Raw genomic sequence first — 19,506 nt, forward strand, 5'->3', positions numbered from 1 at the left:
GATGACTCTCCTCAGTCTGCCACTACTGCGAAGCCAAAGACCGTCCTGAGCAGAGGGTGTGGCAGGGATCACGTGATCGTGGGAGGTGGCAGATTCACCGCCGCATCCGTCCTTGCGTGGCACTATCTGAGGAATGATCGCGCATCGGTTCCCGCGTGCGGCGAGAGGGCGGTTCACCCGCAGGGGGTTCACTCTCGTCGTGGTTGCAGCATTCGCGCTCGCTGGGTGCGCCGGACCGGGGCCCGGAGATGAAGAAGGGCCGGAATTCGCGCCCGCTACTCCAACAGAGTTCCCTCCGGAACTTGCGAGCTATTACCAGCAAACCGTGGAATGGGGGCCATGCGATGACTACGCCGTCGATTCCCTCGCTCGCGAGAGCCTCGCGCTGTACGAGTTCTCGTGTGCCCGTGTCGCGGTCCCCGTCGACTACAGCGATCCAGGCGCCCTCAGCCTCTCAGACGACCAGAACGGCTCCGCGAGCGCGGATGGCAACGTTGCCTATGTAGCGCTCGCGCGACGCGCTGCGGAAGGCCAGAAGATCGGTTCTCTCGTCCTCAATCCAGGCGGCCCAGGGGTTGGCGGTGTGCAAACCGTCGCCGATATCACCACCGCTCTGTTCGGCACGGACGTGATCGAGCGCTTCGACATCGTTGGACTCGACCCGCGAGGCGTCGGAGCATCGTATCCGCCGATCGCGTGCCGGACCGACCAGGAGAAAGACGCCCACCGCGCGCAGGTTCGCGTGGATATGAGCCCGGAAGGGATCGCCGCGCATGAGGCTGAAAATGAACGATATGCAGCGTTGTGCGCCGAACGAACAGGGGAGGCGCTACTCGCGAGCGTGGGCAGCCGGGAAGGCGCCCGTGACCTTGATATTGTCCGGGCAGTACTCGGGGACGAGAAACTCAACTTCCTCGGGTACTCGTACGCCACCTATCTCGGAGCGTTGTACGCCGAAGCTTTCCCCACGAACGTCCGTGCGATGATCCTGGATGGAGCGGTAGATCCCGCGGAAGAAGCGGCCGAATCGGTGATTCGGCAAGGGGAGGGCTTCCAGCGCGCCTTCGATGCATTCGCTGAAGACTGCGCGGCACAGCGGGAATGCGCACTCGGTGACGAGCCAGACCAGGCGGTAGCACAGTTTCGCGAGTTGGTGGACCCACTAATCGAGCAACCGGCGCAGACGACTGACCCGCGCGGTTTGAGTTACGAGGATGCCCTCACGGGGGTTGTCCAGGCTCTCTACGTGGAGCAGTTCTGGCCGTCGCTGCGCACGGGACTTGCTGAGCTTGCCGACGGACTTGGTGACACCCTGCTAATGCTGGCAGACATCTACGAGGGGCGCGGCGACGACGGGCTTTACGACAACAGCAATGATGCGTTTGATGCCATCCGCTGCGTCGACAGCCCTCCCGAGATTGACCGCGAGACCGCTGGCGAGGTTGACCGCAGATACCGCGAGGCTGCCCCCTTCCTCGATGACGGCCGCGGCACTGGACGCGCACCACTGTCGATGTGCGCCTTCTGGCCCGTGCCTCATACCAGTGAACCGGGAACGCTCGATATCGCGGAGGAATTGCCCCCGCTGCTCGTCGTATCGACCACGGGTGACCCAGCAACACCCTATGAAGCGGGCGTTGAACTCGCTGATCAATTAGGCGCTGCGCTGCTGACTTTTCGCGGCAACACGCATACTGCGGTTTTCCAGGGCATCCAGTGTGTGGACGATTACGCGGCGAGATATCTGATCGAGGGGGAACTGCCAGGGGAGGGCACCCTGTGCTGAGATCGCGGTGTTAGTGCTGGCTCGCATCTGAGTCGTTGCTAGACACCGCCATCCCGTGCCGAACCCGGTTGGCGGGCCACCTTAGGTGATAACCTCGCCCGTATGGATCGCCAGAAGGAATTCGTGCTCCGCACGATCGAGGAGCGCGACATCCGGTTCGTCCGGCTGTGGTTTACCGACGTACTCGGCTTCCTCAAGTCGGTGGCGATCGCACCGGCGGAACTTGAGGGCGCTTTCACAGAAGGTATTGGCTTCGATGGGTCATCCATCGAAGGGTTCTCGCGCGTGTCTGAAGCGGATACTGTTGCGATGCCTGATCCTTCCACCTTCCAGATTCTGCCGTGGGTGCACAAAGACGGGAAGCCGCATACCGCTCGCATGTTCTGCGACATCGCGATGCCCGACGGTTCGCCGTCGTGGTCTGATTCGCGGCACGTTTTGCGCCGCCAGCTCAACAAGGCTGGCGATTTGGGATTCAGCTGCTATGTCCATCCCGAGATCGAATTCTTCCTGCTGAAGAATTCGCCGGATGATGGTTCGGAGCCGATCCCGGCCGACAAGGGGGGCTACTTCGATCAGGCAGTTCACGACACTGCCCCCAACTTCCGCCGCCATGCGATCGAGGCACTCGAATCGATGGGTATTTCGGTTGAGTTCAGCCACCATGAGACAGCGCCGGGCCAGCAGGAAATCGACCTGCGCTACGCCGACGCCCTGTCGATGGCCGACAACGTCATGACCTTCCGTTACGTCGTTAAAGAAGTCGCCCTGCTCGAGGGTGTGCATGCCTCCTTCATGCCGAAGCCGTTCAGTCAGCACGCTGGCTCCGCCATGCACACGCACATGAGTCTGTTCGAGGGGGAGAGCAACGCGTTCTTCAACCCAGACGACCCGATGGAATTGTCCGATACCGCGAAGCAGTTCATCGCGGGAATTCTCCACCACGCGAACGAGATCAGCGCCGTCACGAACCAGTGGGTCAACTCGTATAAGCGGTTGATACACGGTGGTGAAGCGCCGACCGCGGGGTCATGGGGCAGGGCGAACCGGTCCGCGCTCGTCCGGGTCCCCATGTACACCCCAAATAAGGCGGGGTCGCGTCGTATCGAGGTGCGCAGCCCTGACTCAGCCTGCAACCCATATTTGACGTTCGCGGTCCTCCTCGCAGCGGGCTTGCGCGGCGTCGAGCATGGTTACGAACTGCCGGCTGAGGCCGAGGACGACGTCTGGTCACTCACGCGGGCGGAACGCCGTGCGATGGGATATCGGGAGCTTCCAGGAAATCTCGACCACGCTCTTCGCGAGATGGAGAAGTCGGAACTTGTTGCTGAGGCGCTAGGCGAACACGTATTCGACTACTTCCTCCGCAACAAGCGCGCGGAATGGGAGCAGTACCGCACCCAGGTCACACCCTATGAGTTGAAGACCTACCTTTCTCTGTAAAGGGTTAATGCAGTTATGGTGCGACCACCGCTCGGCCGTTCTCTAGTCCCGGGCCCTGCAAGGCTTGGGATGGTCGACCCCAGCGCGGCGAACCGGCTCAGTCTGCTGGGTTGGGACAGCCAGGAAGACGTGGATTTGCTGTGGGCGCTTTCGCGCGCCCCGGACCCAGACCTCGCTTTACTCGCGCTGAGCCGCTTGAAGGACGCACTTGAGTCCGAGTGGCAGGAGTTCGACCGCGAGGTCCGTGACGACACTGGCTTGCGTGGGCGCGTTTTCGGGCTGTTGGGCGCGTCAACCGCGCTTGGTGATCACCTGATCGCGCGGCCTGAACTCTGGCGCCGCCTCCTGGGGAAGTCGATTCCACTGCCCACCGACGAGGAACTCACAACCAGGATGCTCGCTGCGGTCGGTGCTGTGCCCGTGACCGTTGAAGGAATTCCCGAAGGCCAGTCGAGCATTTTCAGGGCCGAAGTAGTCGGGCCGAAGGCGATTATCGCGTTGCGGAACGAGTACCGCGACCAGTTGATGATCCTCGCGGCGGCCGACCTCGCTGCGACGGTGCAGGATGAACCTGTCTTGCCGTACACGGCAGTCGTACGGCATCTAAGCGCGCTCGCCGACGCGGCACTCACCGGGGCGCTGTCGGCAGCTGTCGCAACAGTGTTCCCCGCAGGACCTTGCCCGATCCGGCTCGCGATTATCGCGATGGGGAAATGCGGCGCGCGTGAACTCAATTACGTAAGCGACGTTGACGTCATATTTGTTGCAGAGCCGTCAGACGGTGCCGCCACCCGCCTCGCCAGCGAAACGATGCGCATCGGATCGGCCGCGTTCTTTGAAGTCGACGCGGCCCTGCGTCCCGAAGGTAAGGCAGGTGCGCTTGTCCGCACCCTTGAGTCGCACATCGCTTACTACAAGCGATGGGCGCATACCTGGGAGTTTCAGGCCCTGCTCAAGGCTCGGCCGATGTCTGGTGACATGGTGCTCGGTCAGCAGTACATCGACGCCCTCAACCCAATGGTGTGGGTCACATCGGAGCGAGATGACTTCGTCGACGGCGTCCGCAAAATGCGCCGCCGAGTGGAGTCGCTGATCCCGGCTGACATCCGTGACCGCGAACTCAAACTTGGGGCTGGCGGTCTCCGCGATGTCGAGTTCGCTGTTCAGCTTCTGCAAATGGTGCATGGCCGGGCGGACGATTCACTCCATGTGCTCTCGACGGTCGAGGCGCTCACCGCGCTGGCTGCGGGGGGTTACATAGGTCGCGAGGATGCCGCGAACCTCACAGCATCGTATGAGTTTCTCCGCTTACTTGAACATCGACTTCAGATTCAGCGGATGCAGCGCACACACACCCTGCCCTCCCTTGACGACGATGAGGCACTGCGCTGGCTGGCGCGTGCCGCGCACGTGCGCCCGGACGGCACGACTGACGCAAAGGGCGTGTTAATAGCGGAGATCAAGCGCAATATCGCCCGCGTACGCCGCATCCACACGAAGCTCTTCTACCGGCCGCTTCTTGAGTCCGTCTCGCGGCTTGAAACTGAGGCGATGCGTCTCACCGAGGACGCGGCAATCAGGCAGCTATCCGCACTCGGATACACCTCGCCGCGTAATGCGCTTAGCCATCTCCGTGCACTCTCGGGCGGATTGTCGAGGCGCGACAGAATCCAGGCTCTGCTGCTACCTACGTTGCTCGACTGGCTCAGCGAGACACCGAACCCAGACGCGGGGCTACTCGCATATCGGCGCATGTCCGATGAACTGACTGACAAAGAATGGTTCTTGCGCACCCTTCGCGATGAGGGCGCGGCCGCTCGTCGGCTGATGAAGATACTCGGTTCCTCCGCCTACATTCCCGACTTGCTTATTCGCGCCCCCGACGTGCTGCGTTTGTTCGCGGACGGTGCTTCAGGCCCTCGACTCATCGAGCCGTGCCCCGAAGACGTGGCAAAGGGACTGCTCGCGTCGTCCGCGCGGTACGCAACTCCGGAACGCTCGATTGCGGCGGCGCGCTCGCTGCGGCGCGCGGAACTGGCACGCGTCGCGTCGGCTGACGTCCTCGGCATGCTTGATGTCCCCCAAGTGTGTGAGGCGCTTTCCTCGGTCTGGGTGGCAGTGCTGGAATCCGCGCTCAAGGCGGCGATCCAGTCCAGTGTCGAAGAGCGTGGCGAGCCAGCTCCCGCGCGAATTGCGGTCATCGGTATGGGCCGTTTGGGCGGTGCAGAGCTCGGCTACGGGTCCGATGCGGACGTCCTTTTCGTGTGTACTCCCGAATCCGGCGCCGACGAAACCACCGCTGTGAAGTGGTCGACTCAGATCGCCGAGATGATCCGGAAACAACTCGGCGCGCCCAGCGTTGACCCTCCGCTCGAAGTTGATACGAACCTCCGTCCCGAAGGGCGCAGCGGGCCAATGGTCCGGACACTTGCCGCATACGATGCGTACTACGCACAGTGGGCGCAGCCGTGGGAAGTGCAAGCGCTCTTGCGGGCACATCAGGTAGCGGGAGACCCCGAACTGGGGATCGACTTCCTGCACATGGCAGACAAGTCGCGGTATCCCGAGGGTGGAATGTCGGAAAAATCTGTCCGGGAGATCCGTCGTATCAAGGCGCGCGTCGATTCAGAACGTTTGCCCCGCGGCGCCGATCCCGCGACCCACACGAAGCTGGGCAGAGGCGGTCTATCCGACGTGGAATGGACCGTGCAGCTGCTCCAATTGCGCTACGCACACGAAGTGACGAGCATGCGGAACACGTCGACTCTGAAGTCGCTGGATGCGATCGCTGCGGAGGGGGTGCTTTCGGAAAGCGATACCGGACTACTGCGTGACGCCTGGATCACTGCAACAAAGGCACGCAACGCGCTTGTGCTCGCCCGGGGTAAACCGTCAGATCAACTGCCCGGTACTGGACCGGTGCTCACAGCTGTGGCCTACATCGCAGGCTGGGACGGTGATCCGGGTGGTTTCATAGAACACTACCGTCGCATCACCCGCCGGGCACGAGGAGTAGTCGAACGGGTCTTCGGCAGTAACCAGTGAACTAGCGGGAGTTCTTCTTGCTGGTCACCTTGGGTATTGATGCCTTTTGGGTTGACCGCTGCGGTGCAGCCTCGCCCTCAACGACCTCGCTCGCGTTGGCACGAGCAACCCGGGGGAAGCGTGGGCGCGGGAACCTCCCCGCCATGTCGGTGATCGGCTCGGCCGCATCCGTGATGTATCGCGACGCGGACTCAATACGGGCCAGCGGCTCCTGAAGACCGTCGATCGCCGGCGCGATGGCGACCAGATTCTCCATCAGGTGGACCATACGTTCCGCGAGTCCATTCTCGGTGAGAACCCGCTCAACAAAACCACCGGACTGAAATACTTTGTCGATCAGGCCATTGTGGTCGAACACGTGCTCGATCATGCCGCCACGCTCGAGAGCCTGCCCGAGGGGACGGTCAGGTGCGGTCGCTGAAGTGATAGCCCGCAGAAGGGCTACAGGACCATAAGGATTTGCGAGCAGAGCGAAGAGTTGATCAGCCACACCGCGTTTCCCGACCACCACGTCTGCCATATCGAGAAGACCGTTGTCCCGGCGGATCGGGCCATCCGGCCGCACCCACTGGCTTGCCATGACAGTGACCCGAGCACCAATGATGCCTACCCGGACGGGCAAGAGCGCGACGTCGACTATCACCATGCCCCAAGGATACTGGCTCTGTGCCGAAGGCCTGGTGCGGATGCCCAAGGAGAATGAATCGAGATCTGCCTGATCAGGCTTGCCTGCGGGCATGACGAACGCAGGTCGGCGCAATGGCACCAGAGAAAGCATTCATCACCCCATTTGCGTTTCGTACTTCCTTAATAAGCGGTGCTGGGGGCTCATGTCCAGGTCGACTTCGTCACATCACATGCCAGGACGGCGAAGCCCGCCTGCTCGACGGAACAGGCGGGCTTCGGAAGTGCGAGTCAGATCACACGTCGTAGTACAGGTTGAACTCGTACGGGTGCGGACGCAGGCGGACCGGCTCGATTTCCTGTTCGCGCTTCAGCGCGATCCAGGTCTCGATCAGGTCGTTGGTGAACACGCCACCTTCGGTGAGGAAGTCGTTGTCGCGCTCGAGGTTGTCGATGACAGCTTCGAGTGAGGTGGGGGCCTGCGGAATGCCCTTGGCTTCCTCCGGAGGGAGTTCGTAGAGGTCCTTGTCCACCGGTGCTGGTGGTTCAATCTTGTTCCGGATGCCATCTAGGCCGGCCATCATGCACGCCGCGAAAGCGAGGTACGGGTTGCCCGAACTGTCAGGTGCGCGGAACTCGAGGCGCTTCGCCTTCGGGTTGTTGCCCGTGATCGGGATTCGGACAGCCGCAGAACGGTTGCGCTGCGAGTAGACCAGGTTGATCGGCGCTTCGTAACCCGGCACGAGGCGGTGGTACGAGTTGATCGTCGGGTTGGTGAACGCGAGCAGCGACGGAGCGTGGTGCAGGATGCCGCCGATGTAATGGCGGGCCATGTCGGACAGCCCGGCGTAGCCAGCCTCGTCGTGGAACAACGGCTTGCCGTCTTTCCATAGCGACTGGTGCATGTGCATACCGGAGCCGTTATCGCCGAACAGCGGCTTCGGCATGAACGTCGCTGATTTGCCGCCCTGCCATGCGGTGTTCTTCACGATGTACTTGAAGAGCAGCAAGTCATCAGCAGCGTGAGTCAAAGTGTTGAACTTGTAGTTGATCTCAGCCTGGCCCGCGGTGCCGACCTCGTGGTGGCCGCGCTCGATCTCGAATCCGGCGTTGGTCAGGTTGGTGGTGATGTCGTCGCGCAGGTCGACGTAGTGGTCGTACGGTGCGACGGGGAAGTAACCACCCTTGTAGCGCACCTTGTAGCCACGGTTCGGTGATCCATCGGCTTCACGATCAACGCCGGTGTTCCACCAGCCGGACTCAGAGTCGATTTCGTAGAATGTGCCGTTGGCCTGCGAATCGAAACGGACCGAGTCGAACAGGTAGAACTCAGCTTCCGCGCCGAAGAACGCGGTATCGGCGATTCCGGTGCTGGCCAGGTACGCCTCAGCTTTGCGTGCCACGTTACGCGGGTCACGGCTGTACGCCTCGCGCGTGAACGGGTCGTGCACAGAGAAGACAACGTTCAGCGTCTTCGCAGCGCGGAACGGGTCAATACCTGCCGTGGTCACGTCCGGGAGGAGCAGCATGTCAGACTCGTGAATCGACTGGAAGCCGCGAACCGATGAGCCGTCGAACGCAAGACCGTCGTCGATCACATCCTGGTTGAATGCGGACGCCGGGATTGAGAAGTGCTGCTGCACACCCGGGAGGTCACAGAAACGGACGTCGACGTATTCGACATTTTCATCGGCAATGAACTTGAAGACTTCTTCGGCATTGGAAAACGCCACTCGTCTGCTCCTTCAGTCGGGCCCCGCTCAGACAGTTTGATTACGCGGGATTCTCGAGAAAACCGTATGGACTTGGTGTTGCCCAGCGGTCACCCCAGTGTTTCACACGTGTTACCGATTCAGGCGAGGGTTGCGATTCGGATGCACTGTGTTCCGTATCGCGCCTGAATCCAGATGTGGGGAACCGGCAAGGTCAGAACTATCCTAGAAGCCATGTCCAGGATTACAGGCTCATGGCTCTACGGCCCGTCGGCAGCTCTCCCGAAAGGTGAGTTGGACGGCGAGTCCAAGTACAAAGGTGAAGCACTCGGGCTGCCCGAGGATGGGCCTGGCTCACTGCCCACCTGGCTGCGACGCAGTGGTGCCTTCTTTGCTGACATCTTCATGGCGGCGGGCGTCGCTGCCATCTTCACTTTTCCCGAACCGCCCCGCAACTGGAGCCTGCTGGTGTGGTTCATGGTGGCGATTTTCGCGGTGCTCTTCTTCTCGTTCACGCCGGGACAAGCACTGTTCGGACTGCGTGTTCAACGAGTAGATAGGGCCGCGCCGGTGGGGTTGTGGCGCTCCGTCCTCCGCGCGTTCCTGGTGTCGCTGCTGATTCCCGCCGCGATCTGGGATCGCGACGGGAGGGGACTGCATGACAGGCTGACCGGAACGGCAATCGTCCGCACACGTTGAGAACGGGTGCGCGCTAGCGGCGTTTGATGGTGCGCTGCACGCTCTTCATCTTGCCGCCGCCAGGCACCGGGCCATGGGGCATCGCTGGCCCACTGGTGCGTGATGCGATTGCCGCCAGCCGCTGCTCAAGTGAATCCATCTGCTTGCGCGTGATGTTCTTCGGCAGCCGATTCATTGCTTTCTGCAACTTCGGCAGCGGAATCTGGTCGGCCTCATTGCCAACGATGATCTCGTAGATCGGAGTGTCGCCGACCAGGCGTGAAACACGCTTCTTTTCCTGAGTAAGAAGGCTCTTCACGCGGTGGGGCGCACCCTCTCCGACGAGGATGATGCCAGGACGGCCAAGTACGCGGTGGACTGCGTCGAGGTGTGTGGTTCCCGCAACCGCGTTGGTGACCCGCCACGGACCCTTGAGGGAGTCAAGCGCCCACGCCGCGGCTCCCGTCTGCCCTTCGGCCTTCTTGTAGACCGTCTTTGTCACGCGTCGGCCGAACACGATCACCGACAGTAGGACGCCAAGGATCAGACCCATCGGGAGGAACAGCCACTGGGCGTTCATGAGCCAGCCCAGACCAAACATCACAAGGGTGGTGAGCACGATCGTTCCGGCCATGATCGGAACGAGCCACTTGTCTTCCTTGCGCTGCATCTTGAAGGCCTGCCACAGCTGAGATCGACGCTCTTTCGAGCGCTTCCTGCGCGTTGCCTTCAGTTCCTTGCGTTCTGCCTTGTCGAGCTTGCCCTTGCCCGCTGAGCCCTTAGCCATACATCCCAGGATACTTCCCCTGCCGTGGCCGAGCGCCATGCAGTCCGACTGGCGCTAACCGCCATAGCGGGCAAGTACGGCACTAGCCTCCTGAGCCGCGGTGCCTTCGCCCGCGAGATGTGTGAGGTTCGCGGGTAGCTCTTCGCCCCGCTCAGCGACTGCGTGAGTGTAAAGACGGCCGGCACGGTACGACGACCGCACGAGAGGGCCTGCCATGACGCCAGCGAAGCCGAGATCCCGGGCCGTATCAGAATGGGCGACGAACTCCTCGGGCTTTACCCATCGTTCGACCGGATGATGACGGGGGGAGGGACGCAGATACTGCGTAATCGTGATGATGTCACAGCCCGCGGTGCGGAGGTCCTGCAACGCTTCAGAGACCTCTTCGGGTGTTTCCCCCATTCCGAGAATCAGGTTCGATTTGGTGACCAGTCCCACGTCGCGTGCGGCACTGATGACGTCCAGGGAACGCTGGTAGCGGAATGCGGGACGGATCCGGCGGAAGACCCGGGGGACAGTTTCGACATTGTGCGCAAGTACCTCCGGCCGTGAACCGAAAACCTCATCAAGCTGCTCAGGGTCGGCGTTGAAGTCGGGAATCAGAAGTTCGACTCCCGTGCCGGGGTTGAGGGCGTGAATTTGGCGCACAGTTTCTGCGTATAGCCAGGCGCCACCATCCGGAAGATCGTCGCGGGCAACTCCAGTAATTGTCGAGTATCGGAGCCCCATCGCCTGCACGCTCTCCGCGACACGGCGGGGCTCGTCCCGGTCCAGTTCGGCGGGTTTGCCGGTGTCGATCTGGCAGAAGTCGCAGCGGCGAGTGCATTGATCACCACCGATCAGGAAGGTCGCTTCGCGATCCTCCCAGCACTCAAAGATGTTGGGGCATCCGGCTTCTTCACAGACGGTGTGCAAGCCCTCACGTCGTACGAGACCCTTGAGTTCGGTGTACTCGGGGCCCATTTTGGCGCGGGTTTTGATCCAGTTTGGTTTCCGCTCGATCGGGGTTTCAGCGTTGCGCGCTTCGATACGGAGTAGCTTCCGTCCTTCTGGGGCGATAGTCACGATGTCGATGCTACGCCCCAATGTGAGGCGACGGATCGCCAGTAGGGGGACGTTCACCCGAACGTAAAAGTCGTCACCTTTGGCATTCCCTGCACTGCAGGTTCACTCGTCTGGAAAATGCTCGCCTGGAAATCGCTGAGCGTCAGTCGTTCGATCTCGTGCTCCGCCACAGCCAGTTCACCGTCGAGTGCACGCGCAACAGCGCTGGTTACCGGCTCGATGACATCGCGGACGGTGACTGGCGTACCTGTTTCGACGGATAGGGACGTCACCCCCGCATCCGTGATTCCGCACGGAATGATCGCGTCGAACGCGCCGAGGTCGTTGCTGCAATTCAGGGCGAACCCATGCAGTGCCACGCCGCGCTGGACACGGACGCCAATCGCCGCGATCTTCCGTTCCGGCCGGAACACTTCAGCGCCATCTTCGGATTGGGCCATTTCCGCTGGCAACCAGACACCGGAGCGGCCGTCGATGCGTCCGCAGTGGATGCCATAGCTACTGATGACCTCGATCAGCGCCTCCTCGAGCCTGCGCACGTAGCCCACCACATCGATCGGCTCGGCGAGCCGGACGATCGGGTACCCGACGAGTTGTCCCGGTCCGTGCCATGTGATCTTCCCGCCCCGATCGACGTCGATAACGGGGGTTCCGTCGGTAGGCCGCTCCTCTGGGAGGGTACGTTTACCGGCGGTGTATACGGCGGGATGTTCGAGCAGGAGCAACGTGTCTTGACCTTCGCCCACGGCGCGTTTCGCAGCAAGCGCCCGCTGCCACTCCCACGCCTCCGTGTACTCAATGCGGCCGACGTCGACAACGTCAATCGGATCCACCGACAACCGGGCTGATGCACTGCGTGTGCTCATGATTTCAAACTACTCCAAACCGGTGCGGACGCTAACTGCCGCCACTATCGAATACCGCATCGAGCGCTTCTCGGATCGTACTGTGTTCAAAACTGAACCCCGCCCGCTCGAGCTTGGCTGGAATGGCCCGCTGTCCGGCGAGAATCGCTTCCTCAGCGAACTCACCGACGATCAGCTTCAGCATGAAGCCAGGGACAACCCAGGGCGCGGGCCGACGTATCGCTCGGGCCATCGCGGTATTGAACTCTGCGTTCGTGACGGGAGCGGGCCCAGTCAGGTTGACAGGACCCGACATTTCCGAATTGCTGATGAGGAACATCATCGCGCGCACATGATCAGTCAGCGAGATCCAGGGAAAGTACTGTCGCCCGTCTCCAAGCCTTCCGCCGAGCGCAAAACGATAGATGGGTTGCAGGCGGGTGAGGATACCGCCTTTGGGTGCGAGCACGAGCCCAGTGCGGATGTTGGCGACACGCACGCCAGCGCGTTCGGCTGGCGCTGATGCCTTCTCCCAGTCCTGGCAAAGGGTAGCGAGAAAACCTTCACCGGGTGGTGCGGATTCGTCGGCCTCCTTGTCACCAGTGTCACCGTAGTACCCGACGGCACTCGCGCTGATCATGACTGGCACGCCAGCTTTCGCGGCCGCCTCAGCCAGCACCTCAGTCGGCTCGATGCGGCTATCACGCAGCTCTTGCTTGTACGCGCCGGTCCAGCGTTTGTCTCCAAGACTCGCGCCGCACAAGTTCACCACCGCGTCACACCCATCGAGGACGGAAGGGTCGAGTGCACGGCCAGGGTCCCAAGAAACTTCGTCGGAACCAGTCGGCTGCCGACGTACGAGCCTGATGGCGGTGTGACCGTCAGCGCGAAGCGCCTCCACGAGAGCTGTACCAGTCAGACCAGAGGATCCAGCGATCATTACTCGCATTGCAGCAACGCCTCCACAAAGGGGTGATAAAAGGAACTGGCCCCAGGGATATCCCTGGGGCCAGTTTCAAGTCAGAGGTCGAGGTCGCCCTCGAACTCGCCTTCTTCGAGCCGCTGCTTGATCGTTGTCAAGAACCGGCCCGCGTCGGCGCCGTCAACAAGACGATGATCGTATGTCAGCGGCAGGAACGCCATCGAGCGAATGGCGATCACGTCGTTTCCATCGGCATCACGGGCAACGATCGGACGCTTGACGATTGCACCGGTACCCAGCATCGCCGCTTGTGGCGGAACGAGGATCGGTGTATCGAATAGCGCTCCGTTGCTGCCGATATTTGTGACAGTAAACGTGCCGCCGGTGAGTTCGTCTGGCTTCAGGCCCCCGGTCCGCGCCCGGGATGCGATGTCGTTGATCGCTTGAGCCAGTTCTGCGATAGACATGTCGCCCGCATTGTGGATGACCGGCGAGAGCAGACCGTTCGGCGTGTCGACCGCGATTCCGAGGTGTTCGCTGCCGTGGTAGGTGATCTCCTTGGCATCCTCGTCGTAACTCGCGTTGATGTTCGGATGAAGCTTGAGTGCTTCGACCACAGCTTTCGCGAAGAACGGCAGGAAAGTCAGGTTGACTCCGTGGCGATCCTTGAACGCTGACTTATTCGCTGCGCGCAGCGCTGCGACGCGGGTCAGATCGACTTCGTGGGTCTGCGTCAGCTGAGCTGTTGTCTGGAGCGACTCACGGGTCTTTACCGCAGTGATCTGACGGATTCGGTTGGCCTTCTGTACCGTGCCACGCAGTTCTGCGAGTTCAGGGCGGACCCCTGCCGGGGTGCGATCTTTCTTCTCTCCGGAAGTAGCAGGCGCCTTGTCTTTCGTTGACTTAGCAGATTCCGCCGCGGCAAGTACGTCTTCCTTGCGGATACGGCCGCCTACCCCGGAGCCCTCGATAGTCGAAAGGTCAATCTTGTGTTCCGAAGCGAGCTTTCGCACGAGTGGCGTGACGTACGGCGTTGCCCCGGAAGCGGGCTTTGACTCTGCCTTCGGCTCGGGCTTCTTTTCCGGCTTGGACTTTGATTCTGCCTTCGGCTCCGGCTTCTTCTCCGGCTTGGACTTTGATTCTGCCTTCGGCTCCGGCTCGGGCTCGGGCTCGGGCTCGGGCTCGGGCTCCGGCTCGGGTTCGGCCTTCTTTTCTGATTTCTTCTCGCTCGGCTCAGGCTTGCCACTGCCGATCACCGCGAGCTGGCCACCGACCTCGACAACCTCGTCTTCCTCGGCTGTGATCTCGAGTAGCGTGCCAGCAACTGGCGAGGGAATCTCGGTGTCGACCTTGTCTGTCGAAACCTCGAGAAGCGGCTCGTCCATCTCGACTTCGTCCCCGACAGCTTTCAGCCATCGAGTGACTGTCCCCTCGGTGACTGACTCACCGAGAGCGGGCATAGTGACCTGAGTTCCCGAGGAATCCCCGGTTGATTCTTCCTCCTGGGCAGGGGAGTCTTCGGTTTCTTCCGACTTCTCGGCGAGTTCATCTGCGTCGGCAGGCTCGGAATCGGACTCCTCGGAGCTGGCTTCGTCGGTGTCGGCTTCGTCGGTGCTGGACTCATCGGCGCTGGACTCGTCGTCACCACCGGAGTCGCTCTCGTCGGTTTCGCCATCTTCACTGATGACGGCGAGTTCACCGCCGATCTCTACGACGTCGTCCTCGTTTGCGATGATCTTGCTCAGAACGCCAGCCGCAGGCGAAGGAATTTCGGTGTCAACTTTATCGGTGGAGACCTCAAGTAAGGGCTCGTCGACCTCGACGGTATCGCCTTCTTGCTTGAGCCATCGCGTGACGGTTCCCTCACTCACGCTTTCACCTAGGGCGGGCATTTGAACGGAGAAGGCCATTATCCTTCGACTCCTCGGCGCTCGTTGGGTTGTTGGCGCGTCGGCCCGCCGTGGTGTAGCGAGACGACGTATTCGGTTCTAGTCGGTTCTATTGTGCTTGTGGCGCTGACCTTGTGGGGCCAGTTGCACGAGATACTGCTTTAGCAGCGAAACCTTCTACGGGTGACGCGAATGTTTTCGCTGCTGTATGCCATCCTTGCATCACTGAACGGTCACCGCGCGCGCAGGGGCCATTTCACCAAAGTTAATTCGAGTGCTCGCACCGATCGGTGAGGCTGAGATGTCCGGTTTCCGCAGAAAACGGTCGCAGTCAAATGTCCCAAGTGGGACTTCCGTCGGATTCCTGGCAGCATCGAGTTATGGGAATCTTCGAACGGATGCGCCGATCCTTCGGTGGCAGCGGCGGCGTGGGAACTGGGGCCCGGCTGCGCGGAATGTCTGACACCGACGTAGCGCACCTTGAAGCTTGGGTTGCTGAGCGCAAAGGCGTGGAAGCATTCGTTGAACCTGAGACGTTCGTCAACCAGCTGTCAGTCGTACTTATCGCAAAAGATGGGGAATGGACCCGGCGTCGCGTTGGTGACGCGAAAACCGCGCGCAAGCTGGGTGAACGCTTGAGCGTGCCGATCTACGACGTGCAAAAGACCGGCTACCCCCAGCGCATGAGGGAGTACGACGAGCGTCAGCGGATTCTGCAGCGCAGGGAACAGATCAAGCGGGATCAGCAGCCCTACTGACGCATCGCCAGTTGGTTCTACAGCTACCCGTTGGCGGCGATATCCTCGAGAACTGCAAGGAGTGTGCGAACGGGAACGCCGGTACCGCCCTTACTTGTATAGCCCCATGGTCCGCTTGTGTTGTAGGCGGGCCCTGCGATGTCGATGTGCGCCCATTCGGCGCCTTCCGGAACGAATTCCTTGAGGAATAGGCCTGCTGAGAGCATGCCGCCCCAGCGGTGGTTTGTGACGTTGGCGAGATCGGCGACCTTCGAATCAAGGTCTCGGCGAAGCTCCGGCGGAAGGGGCATCGCCCACCCGTTTTCTCCCACTTGCTGAGAAAGCCCCGCGACGCGGTCTCGGAACTCGTCGGTTCCCATGACGCCGGGCGTGCGATTCCCGAGCGCCACCATCTGCGCACCTGTGAGCGTGGCGGTATCGATGACGTAATCGGGGTTGTCCTCGCCGGCGCGAACCAGTGCGTCCGCAAGGACAAGTCGGCCTTCGGCATCGGTGTTCAGAACTTCGACGGTGGTGCCTCCGTAGTGTGTGATCACGTCACCGGGCCGTTGGGCTGTGCCCGAAGGCATGTTCTCTGCCATGGGGACCGTGGCGATGACCGTCAACGGAAGTTCGAGCCTTGAGGCAAGAACAACCGTGGCGATGACGGCCGCCGCCCCGGCCATATCGGACGTCATGTTCTCCATGTTCGCCGCCGGCTTAATGGAGATGCCACCGGTATCGAACGTGATGCCCTTCCCAACGAGCGCAACAGTTTTCGTGCCCTTCTTGGCTGCACCATGGTGTGTTAGGCGGACCAGCCGGGGCGGCCGTGAGGACCCTTGCCCAACGCCGACAATCCCTCCGTAACCGCCGTCCGCGAGTTCAGTCTCGTCAAGCACCTCGACTGCGAGTCCAGCGGCTTCACCGAGTATCCGTGCGCGGTCGGCGAACTCGCCAGGAAAAAGGTGGCTTGGGGGAGTGTTGACGAAATCGCGCGCCGTCGCGACAGCTTCGGCAATCGCGACGGAGCGTTCAAGGGTGCGTTGCGAGGTTTTCGATTTCGGATTCGGAACGATCATGTCCGCGCTTGCCAGGGGCGCGGACTCCGGCCCCGGTCGCGACTTGGGTGATTTGAACTCAGTGAATGCGTAGCCGCCAAGGAAGAGGCCCTCCACTGCGGCGCCCAGGTTGAGGCTGCCTAGGGTGCACGCCGAGCTCTGCACTCCCGCGAGCGAGCGCGCGGCGACGCCAGCTGCGCGGCGCAGCCGTTCCGCGTCGACGGCACCGTCATCCGGCGCTGCCCCCAGGCCGACAGACAGAACGCTTGATGCCCGAATGGGTGTGGGAGCCGGGATTCGAGTCAGCTCGTCTGCCTTGCCGGTGGCACCGGCGGTGAGTAGCTGTCCAGACAGCAGTTCACGTGTCGACTCGTCAAAAGCTCCAGCGGCGTCATCCACGACGGGGCCGTCTTCGCCTTTCCAGACGCCGATTATGACCACTTCATGGCGTTTGCCGATCTTGCCTGCGAGCTTGATCTCCGGTCCGAGCTGGCGTGACTTACGATCCGCGCTCAAGGGACTCCTCACTTCCGCTTTCTGCGACCACATGGGGATGTTTTGATGCCTCACACACTCTTGCGGTTCGAGGCTACCGCTACGCGCGCCGGCTAGCGTTAGTCCGGTGACATCGGAATCCGTTCCCCCTGCTTCACTTGCCCCGAGTGACACAGCCCCTATGCGCAGCCCAGCCCACGCAGTACATGCGAGCCTCGGTGCGACATTCGCGCCATTTGCAGGCTGGGAGATGCCTGTCTCTTATCAAGGCGTGGTCGGGGAGCACACGGCCGTACGCGAGCATGTGGGCATCTTCGATGTCAGTCACCTCGGGAAAGTTCTGGTGTCCGGGGAGGGGGCGGCAGAATTCGTGAACAACAGCCTGTCGAATGATCTGCGCCGCGCTAGTCCAGGCAAAGCGCAATACACGTTGTGTCTCACCGAGGAAGGCGGGGTTGTAGATGACCTGATCGCCTATCTCGTCAGTGAGAGCGAGGTCTTTCTTATTCCCAATGCCGCGAACTCCGCGGAGGTTGCGCGGCGTCTCGCCGCGAAGGCGCCTGCCGGAGTCACCGTTGACGATCAGCATCGAGCTTTCGCGATTTTCGCCGTGCAGGGACCGCAGTCGCGTGAAGTGTTACTTGCTGAGGGCCTGCCGACAGACATGGCATACATGGCGTTTGAGGACGCCAGATGGTCGGCCTTGGCGGGGACCGTGGTCCGTGTTTGCCGCACTGGGTACACAGGTGAGCTCGGATATGAACTGCTTGTTCCCTGGGAAAGCGCGGCGGATGCGCTTACTCGCCTGGTCGATTGCATCGCACAGCGAGGCGGCCAAGCAGCTGGCCTCGGGGCTCGGGACACTCTCCGAACTGAAATGGGTTACCCGCTTCATGGACACGAACTTTCGCTGGAGATCAATCCGCTGGAAGCGCGTTGCGGCTGGGCGGTCGGATGGAAGAAGCCTCAGTTCTGGGGTCGTGACGAGCTACTGCGACTAAAGAGCGCAGGCGTGCCGCGGCAAATGTGGGGACTGCGTGCGCTTGGCCGTGGTGTCCTCCGTCCCGGACTCACCGTCACTCGCGAAAATCAGGTGATTGGTACCTGCACTTCAGGTACGTTTTCCCCTACCCTGAAAGCCGGAATCGCGCTTGCTCTCCTCGACGCAACAGCAGAAGTTGATGCAGGTGCTGAAGTGATGGTGGAGGTCCGCGGGCGGCACATGCCCTGCGCTGTCGTGCGACCACCGTTTGTCGTTCCTAAGACTCAATAGATTTCGCGATAGGATTTTCGCCCATGACAGCACTGCCCGAGTTCAGTCGCGTTCCGCACCCTTCCGCCCTGCCGGACGAGGAGCGCAACAACATGCTCGAATCGCCGGGGTTCGGTCAGCACTTCACCGATCACATGGTCAGTATCGATTACACCGAGGGAAAAGGCTGGCATGACCCGCAGATCTTGCCCTACGGTCCGGTCACGCTGGACCCTGCCGCGATGGTGCTGCACTATGGACAAGCCATCTTCGAAGGTTTGAAAGCATACCGCCAGCCAGATGGCTCGATTGCATCCTTCCGCCCCGATGCCAACGCTGCTCGCTTCAGAACGTCGGCGCGGCGCATCGCCATGGCTGAACTGCCTGACGAGCTTTTCCTCCAATCGCTGCGGGAACTGATCGGCGTCGACAGGGCCTGGGTCCCTGCGGCGGGCGGTGAAGAATCGCTGTATCTGCGTCCCTACATGTTCGCCACCGAGTCTGGGCTGGGCGTAAGGCCTGCGAAGGAATACAAGTATCTGCTGATCGCTTCGCCTGCAGGCGCCTACTTCAAGGGCGGGATCAGGCCCGTGAGCGTCTGGCTGTCGACGGAATATGTTCGTGCGGTGCGCGGCGGTACGGGTGCAGCGAAGTTCGCTGGCAACTACGCGGCGTCACTTCTTGCTCAGGCCGAGTCGATTGATCACGGGTGTGATCAGGTGGTCTGGCTCGACGCGATCGAGCGGCGCTATATCGAAGAGATGGGCGGCATGAACCTGTTCTTCGTGTTCGGGTCGGGCGCGGACGCTCGACTCATCACTCCAGAGTTGTCGGGTTCGCTCCTGCCGGGCATCACACGTGACTCACTCATCCACCTCGCCTCGGATGCCGGGATTCCTGTGGAAGAACGCAAAATTTCTGTGGACGAACTCGAAACGAAGTCCAAGAGCGGGGAGATCACCGAGGTCTTCGCGTGTGGCACTGCGGCGGTGATCACGCCCGTCGGCAGCGTGAAGTACCCCGGTGGGGAGTACGCAATCGCGGATGGCAACCCCGGTGAAGTAACGGTTGCGCTTCGCGACACCCTGACGGGCATTCAGAGAGGGACATTCGCGGACACCCGCGGCTGGATGCAGAAGCTGGGATAGCGCGTGGGCCAGTCGGT

General features: G+C 61.6%; 15 protein-coding genes. 7 read left to right on the top strand and 8 right to left on the bottom strand.

What is annotated here, in order from left to right:
• The first annotated feature begins 133 nt into the window (after nt 1-133).
• The 3 genes from AS9A_RS06075 to AS9A_RS06085 all read left to right on the top strand — a co-directional run bounded on the left by AS9A_RS06075 (nt 134) and on the right by AS9A_RS06085 (nt 6,274).
• On the top strand, nt 134-1,786 hold the full coding sequence (locus AS9A_RS06075; protein WP_013806053.1) for an alpha/beta hydrolase: 1,653 nt from the start codon (nt 134-136) through the stop codon (nt 1,784-1,786).
• A gap of 102 nt (nt 1,787-1,888) precedes the next feature.
• Nucleotides 1,889-3,229 carry a type I glutamate--ammonia ligase gene (gene glnA, locus AS9A_RS06080; RefSeq protein WP_013806054.1) on the top strand — a complete coding sequence of 447 codons (1,341 nt, stop codon included), beginning with the start codon at nt 1,889-1,891 and terminating at the stop codon, nt 3,227-3,229.
• Nucleotides 3,230-3,244: 15 nt separating this feature from the next.
• Nucleotides 3,245-6,274 (top strand): bifunctional [glutamine synthetase] adenylyltransferase/[glutamine synthetase]-adenylyl-L-tyrosine phosphorylase, encoded by a 3,030-nt coding sequence (locus AS9A_RS06085; protein ID WP_041450903.1) that lies wholly within the window; start codon nt 3,245-3,247, stop codon nt 6,272-6,274.
• 1 nt (nt 6,275) lies between these two features.
• Here the strand turns inward: AS9A_RS06085 and AS9A_RS06090 are convergent, their stop codons facing one another.
• Nucleotides 6,276-7,052 carry a hypothetical protein gene (locus AS9A_RS06090; RefSeq protein ID WP_013806056.1) on the bottom strand — a complete coding sequence of 259 codons (777 nt, stop codon included), beginning with the start codon at nt 7,050-7,052 and terminating at the stop codon, nt 6,276-6,278.
• A gap of 142 nt (nt 7,053-7,194) precedes the next feature.
• Nucleotides 7,195-8,631 carry a type I glutamate--ammonia ligase gene (gene glnA / locus AS9A_RS06095; RefSeq protein ID WP_013806057.1) on the bottom strand — a complete coding sequence of 479 codons (1,437 nt, stop codon included), beginning with the start codon at nt 8,629-8,631 and terminating at the stop codon, nt 7,195-7,197.
• Between the two features lie 213 nt (nt 8,632-8,844).
• On the opposite strand from glnA (AS9A_RS06095), the gene AS9A_RS06100 reads away from it, so the two are divergent.
• Complete coding sequence (locus AS9A_RS06100) at nt 8,845-9,309, top strand: RDD family protein (RefSeq protein ID WP_041451593.1); 465 nt, start codon at nt 8,845-8,847, stop codon at nt 9,307-9,309.
• A gap of 13 nt (nt 9,310-9,322) precedes the next feature.
• On the opposite strand, the gene AS9A_RS06105 is transcribed toward AS9A_RS06100, so the two are convergent.
• The 5 genes from AS9A_RS06105 to sucB form a co-directional block, all read right to left on the bottom strand.
• The gene (locus AS9A_RS06105; protein WP_013806059.1) at nt 9,323-10,075 is read right to left on the bottom strand and encodes a DUF4191 domain-containing protein; all 753 of its coding nucleotides are present in this window, start codon (nt 10,073-10,075) and stop codon (nt 9,323-9,325) included.
• A 54-nt stretch (nt 10,076-10,129) separates the two neighbouring features.
• Nucleotides 10,130-11,140: a lipoyl synthase gene (lipA, locus tag AS9A_RS06110; protein WP_192808166.1), complete on the bottom strand. Its 1,011-nt coding sequence runs from the start codon at nt 11,138-11,140 to the stop codon at nt 10,130-10,132.
• A gap of 53 nt (nt 11,141-11,193) precedes the next feature.
• Nucleotides 11,194-12,006, bottom strand: coding sequence for a lipoyl(octanoyl) transferase LipB (gene lipB, locus AS9A_RS06115; RefSeq protein WP_013806061.1), 813 nt, complete (start codon nt 12,004-12,006; stop codon nt 11,194-11,196).
• Nucleotides 12,007-12,037: 31 nt separating this feature from the next.
• Entirely contained in the window at nt 12,038-12,934 is an 897-nt protein-coding gene (locus tag AS9A_RS06120) for a TIGR01777 family oxidoreductase (protein ID WP_013806062.1), read from the bottom strand.
• Between the two features lie 71 nt (nt 12,935-13,005).
• A complete protein-coding gene (sucB, locus tag AS9A_RS06125; RefSeq protein WP_013806063.1) occupies nt 13,006-14,817 on the bottom strand; it encodes a 2-oxoglutarate dehydrogenase, E2 component, dihydrolipoamide succinyltransferase in 1,812 nt (603 codons plus the stop codon).
• Nucleotides 14,818-15,176: 359 nt separating this feature from the next.
• On the opposite strand from sucB, the gene AS9A_RS06130 reads away from it, so the two are divergent.
• Nucleotides 15,177-15,554, top strand: a complete 378-nt coding sequence (locus tag AS9A_RS06130; protein WP_013806064.1) for a hypothetical protein — start codon at nt 15,177-15,179, stop codon at nt 15,552-15,554.
• Nucleotides 15,555-15,577: 23 nt separating this feature from the next.
• Here the strand turns inward: AS9A_RS06130 and AS9A_RS06135 are convergent, their stop codons facing one another.
• Nucleotides 15,578-17,143 carry a leucyl aminopeptidase gene (locus AS9A_RS06135; RefSeq protein WP_013806065.1) on the bottom strand — a complete coding sequence of 522 codons (1,566 nt, stop codon included), beginning with the start codon at nt 17,141-17,143 and terminating at the stop codon, nt 15,578-15,580.
• 127 nt (nt 17,144-17,270) lie between these two features.
• Here AS9A_RS06135 and gcvT point away from each other — a divergent pair, with 127 nt between their 5' ends.
• Nucleotides 17,271-18,362, top strand: a complete 1,092-nt coding sequence (gene gcvT / locus AS9A_RS06140) for a glycine cleavage system aminomethyltransferase GcvT (protein WP_041450905.1) — start codon at nt 17,271-17,273, stop codon at nt 18,360-18,362.
• A gap of 23 nt (nt 18,363-18,385) precedes the next feature.
• A complete protein-coding gene (locus tag AS9A_RS06145; protein WP_013806067.1) occupies nt 18,386-19,489 on the top strand; it encodes a branched-chain amino acid aminotransferase in 1,104 nt (367 codons plus the stop codon).
• Nucleotides 19,490-19,506: the final 17 nt, after the last annotated feature.

The sequence above is a fragment of the Hoyosella subflava DQS3-9A1 genome (assembly GCF_000214175.1).
Classification (GTDB): domain Bacteria; phylum Actinomycetota; class Actinomycetes; order Mycobacteriales; family Mycobacteriaceae; genus Hoyosella; species Hoyosella subflava.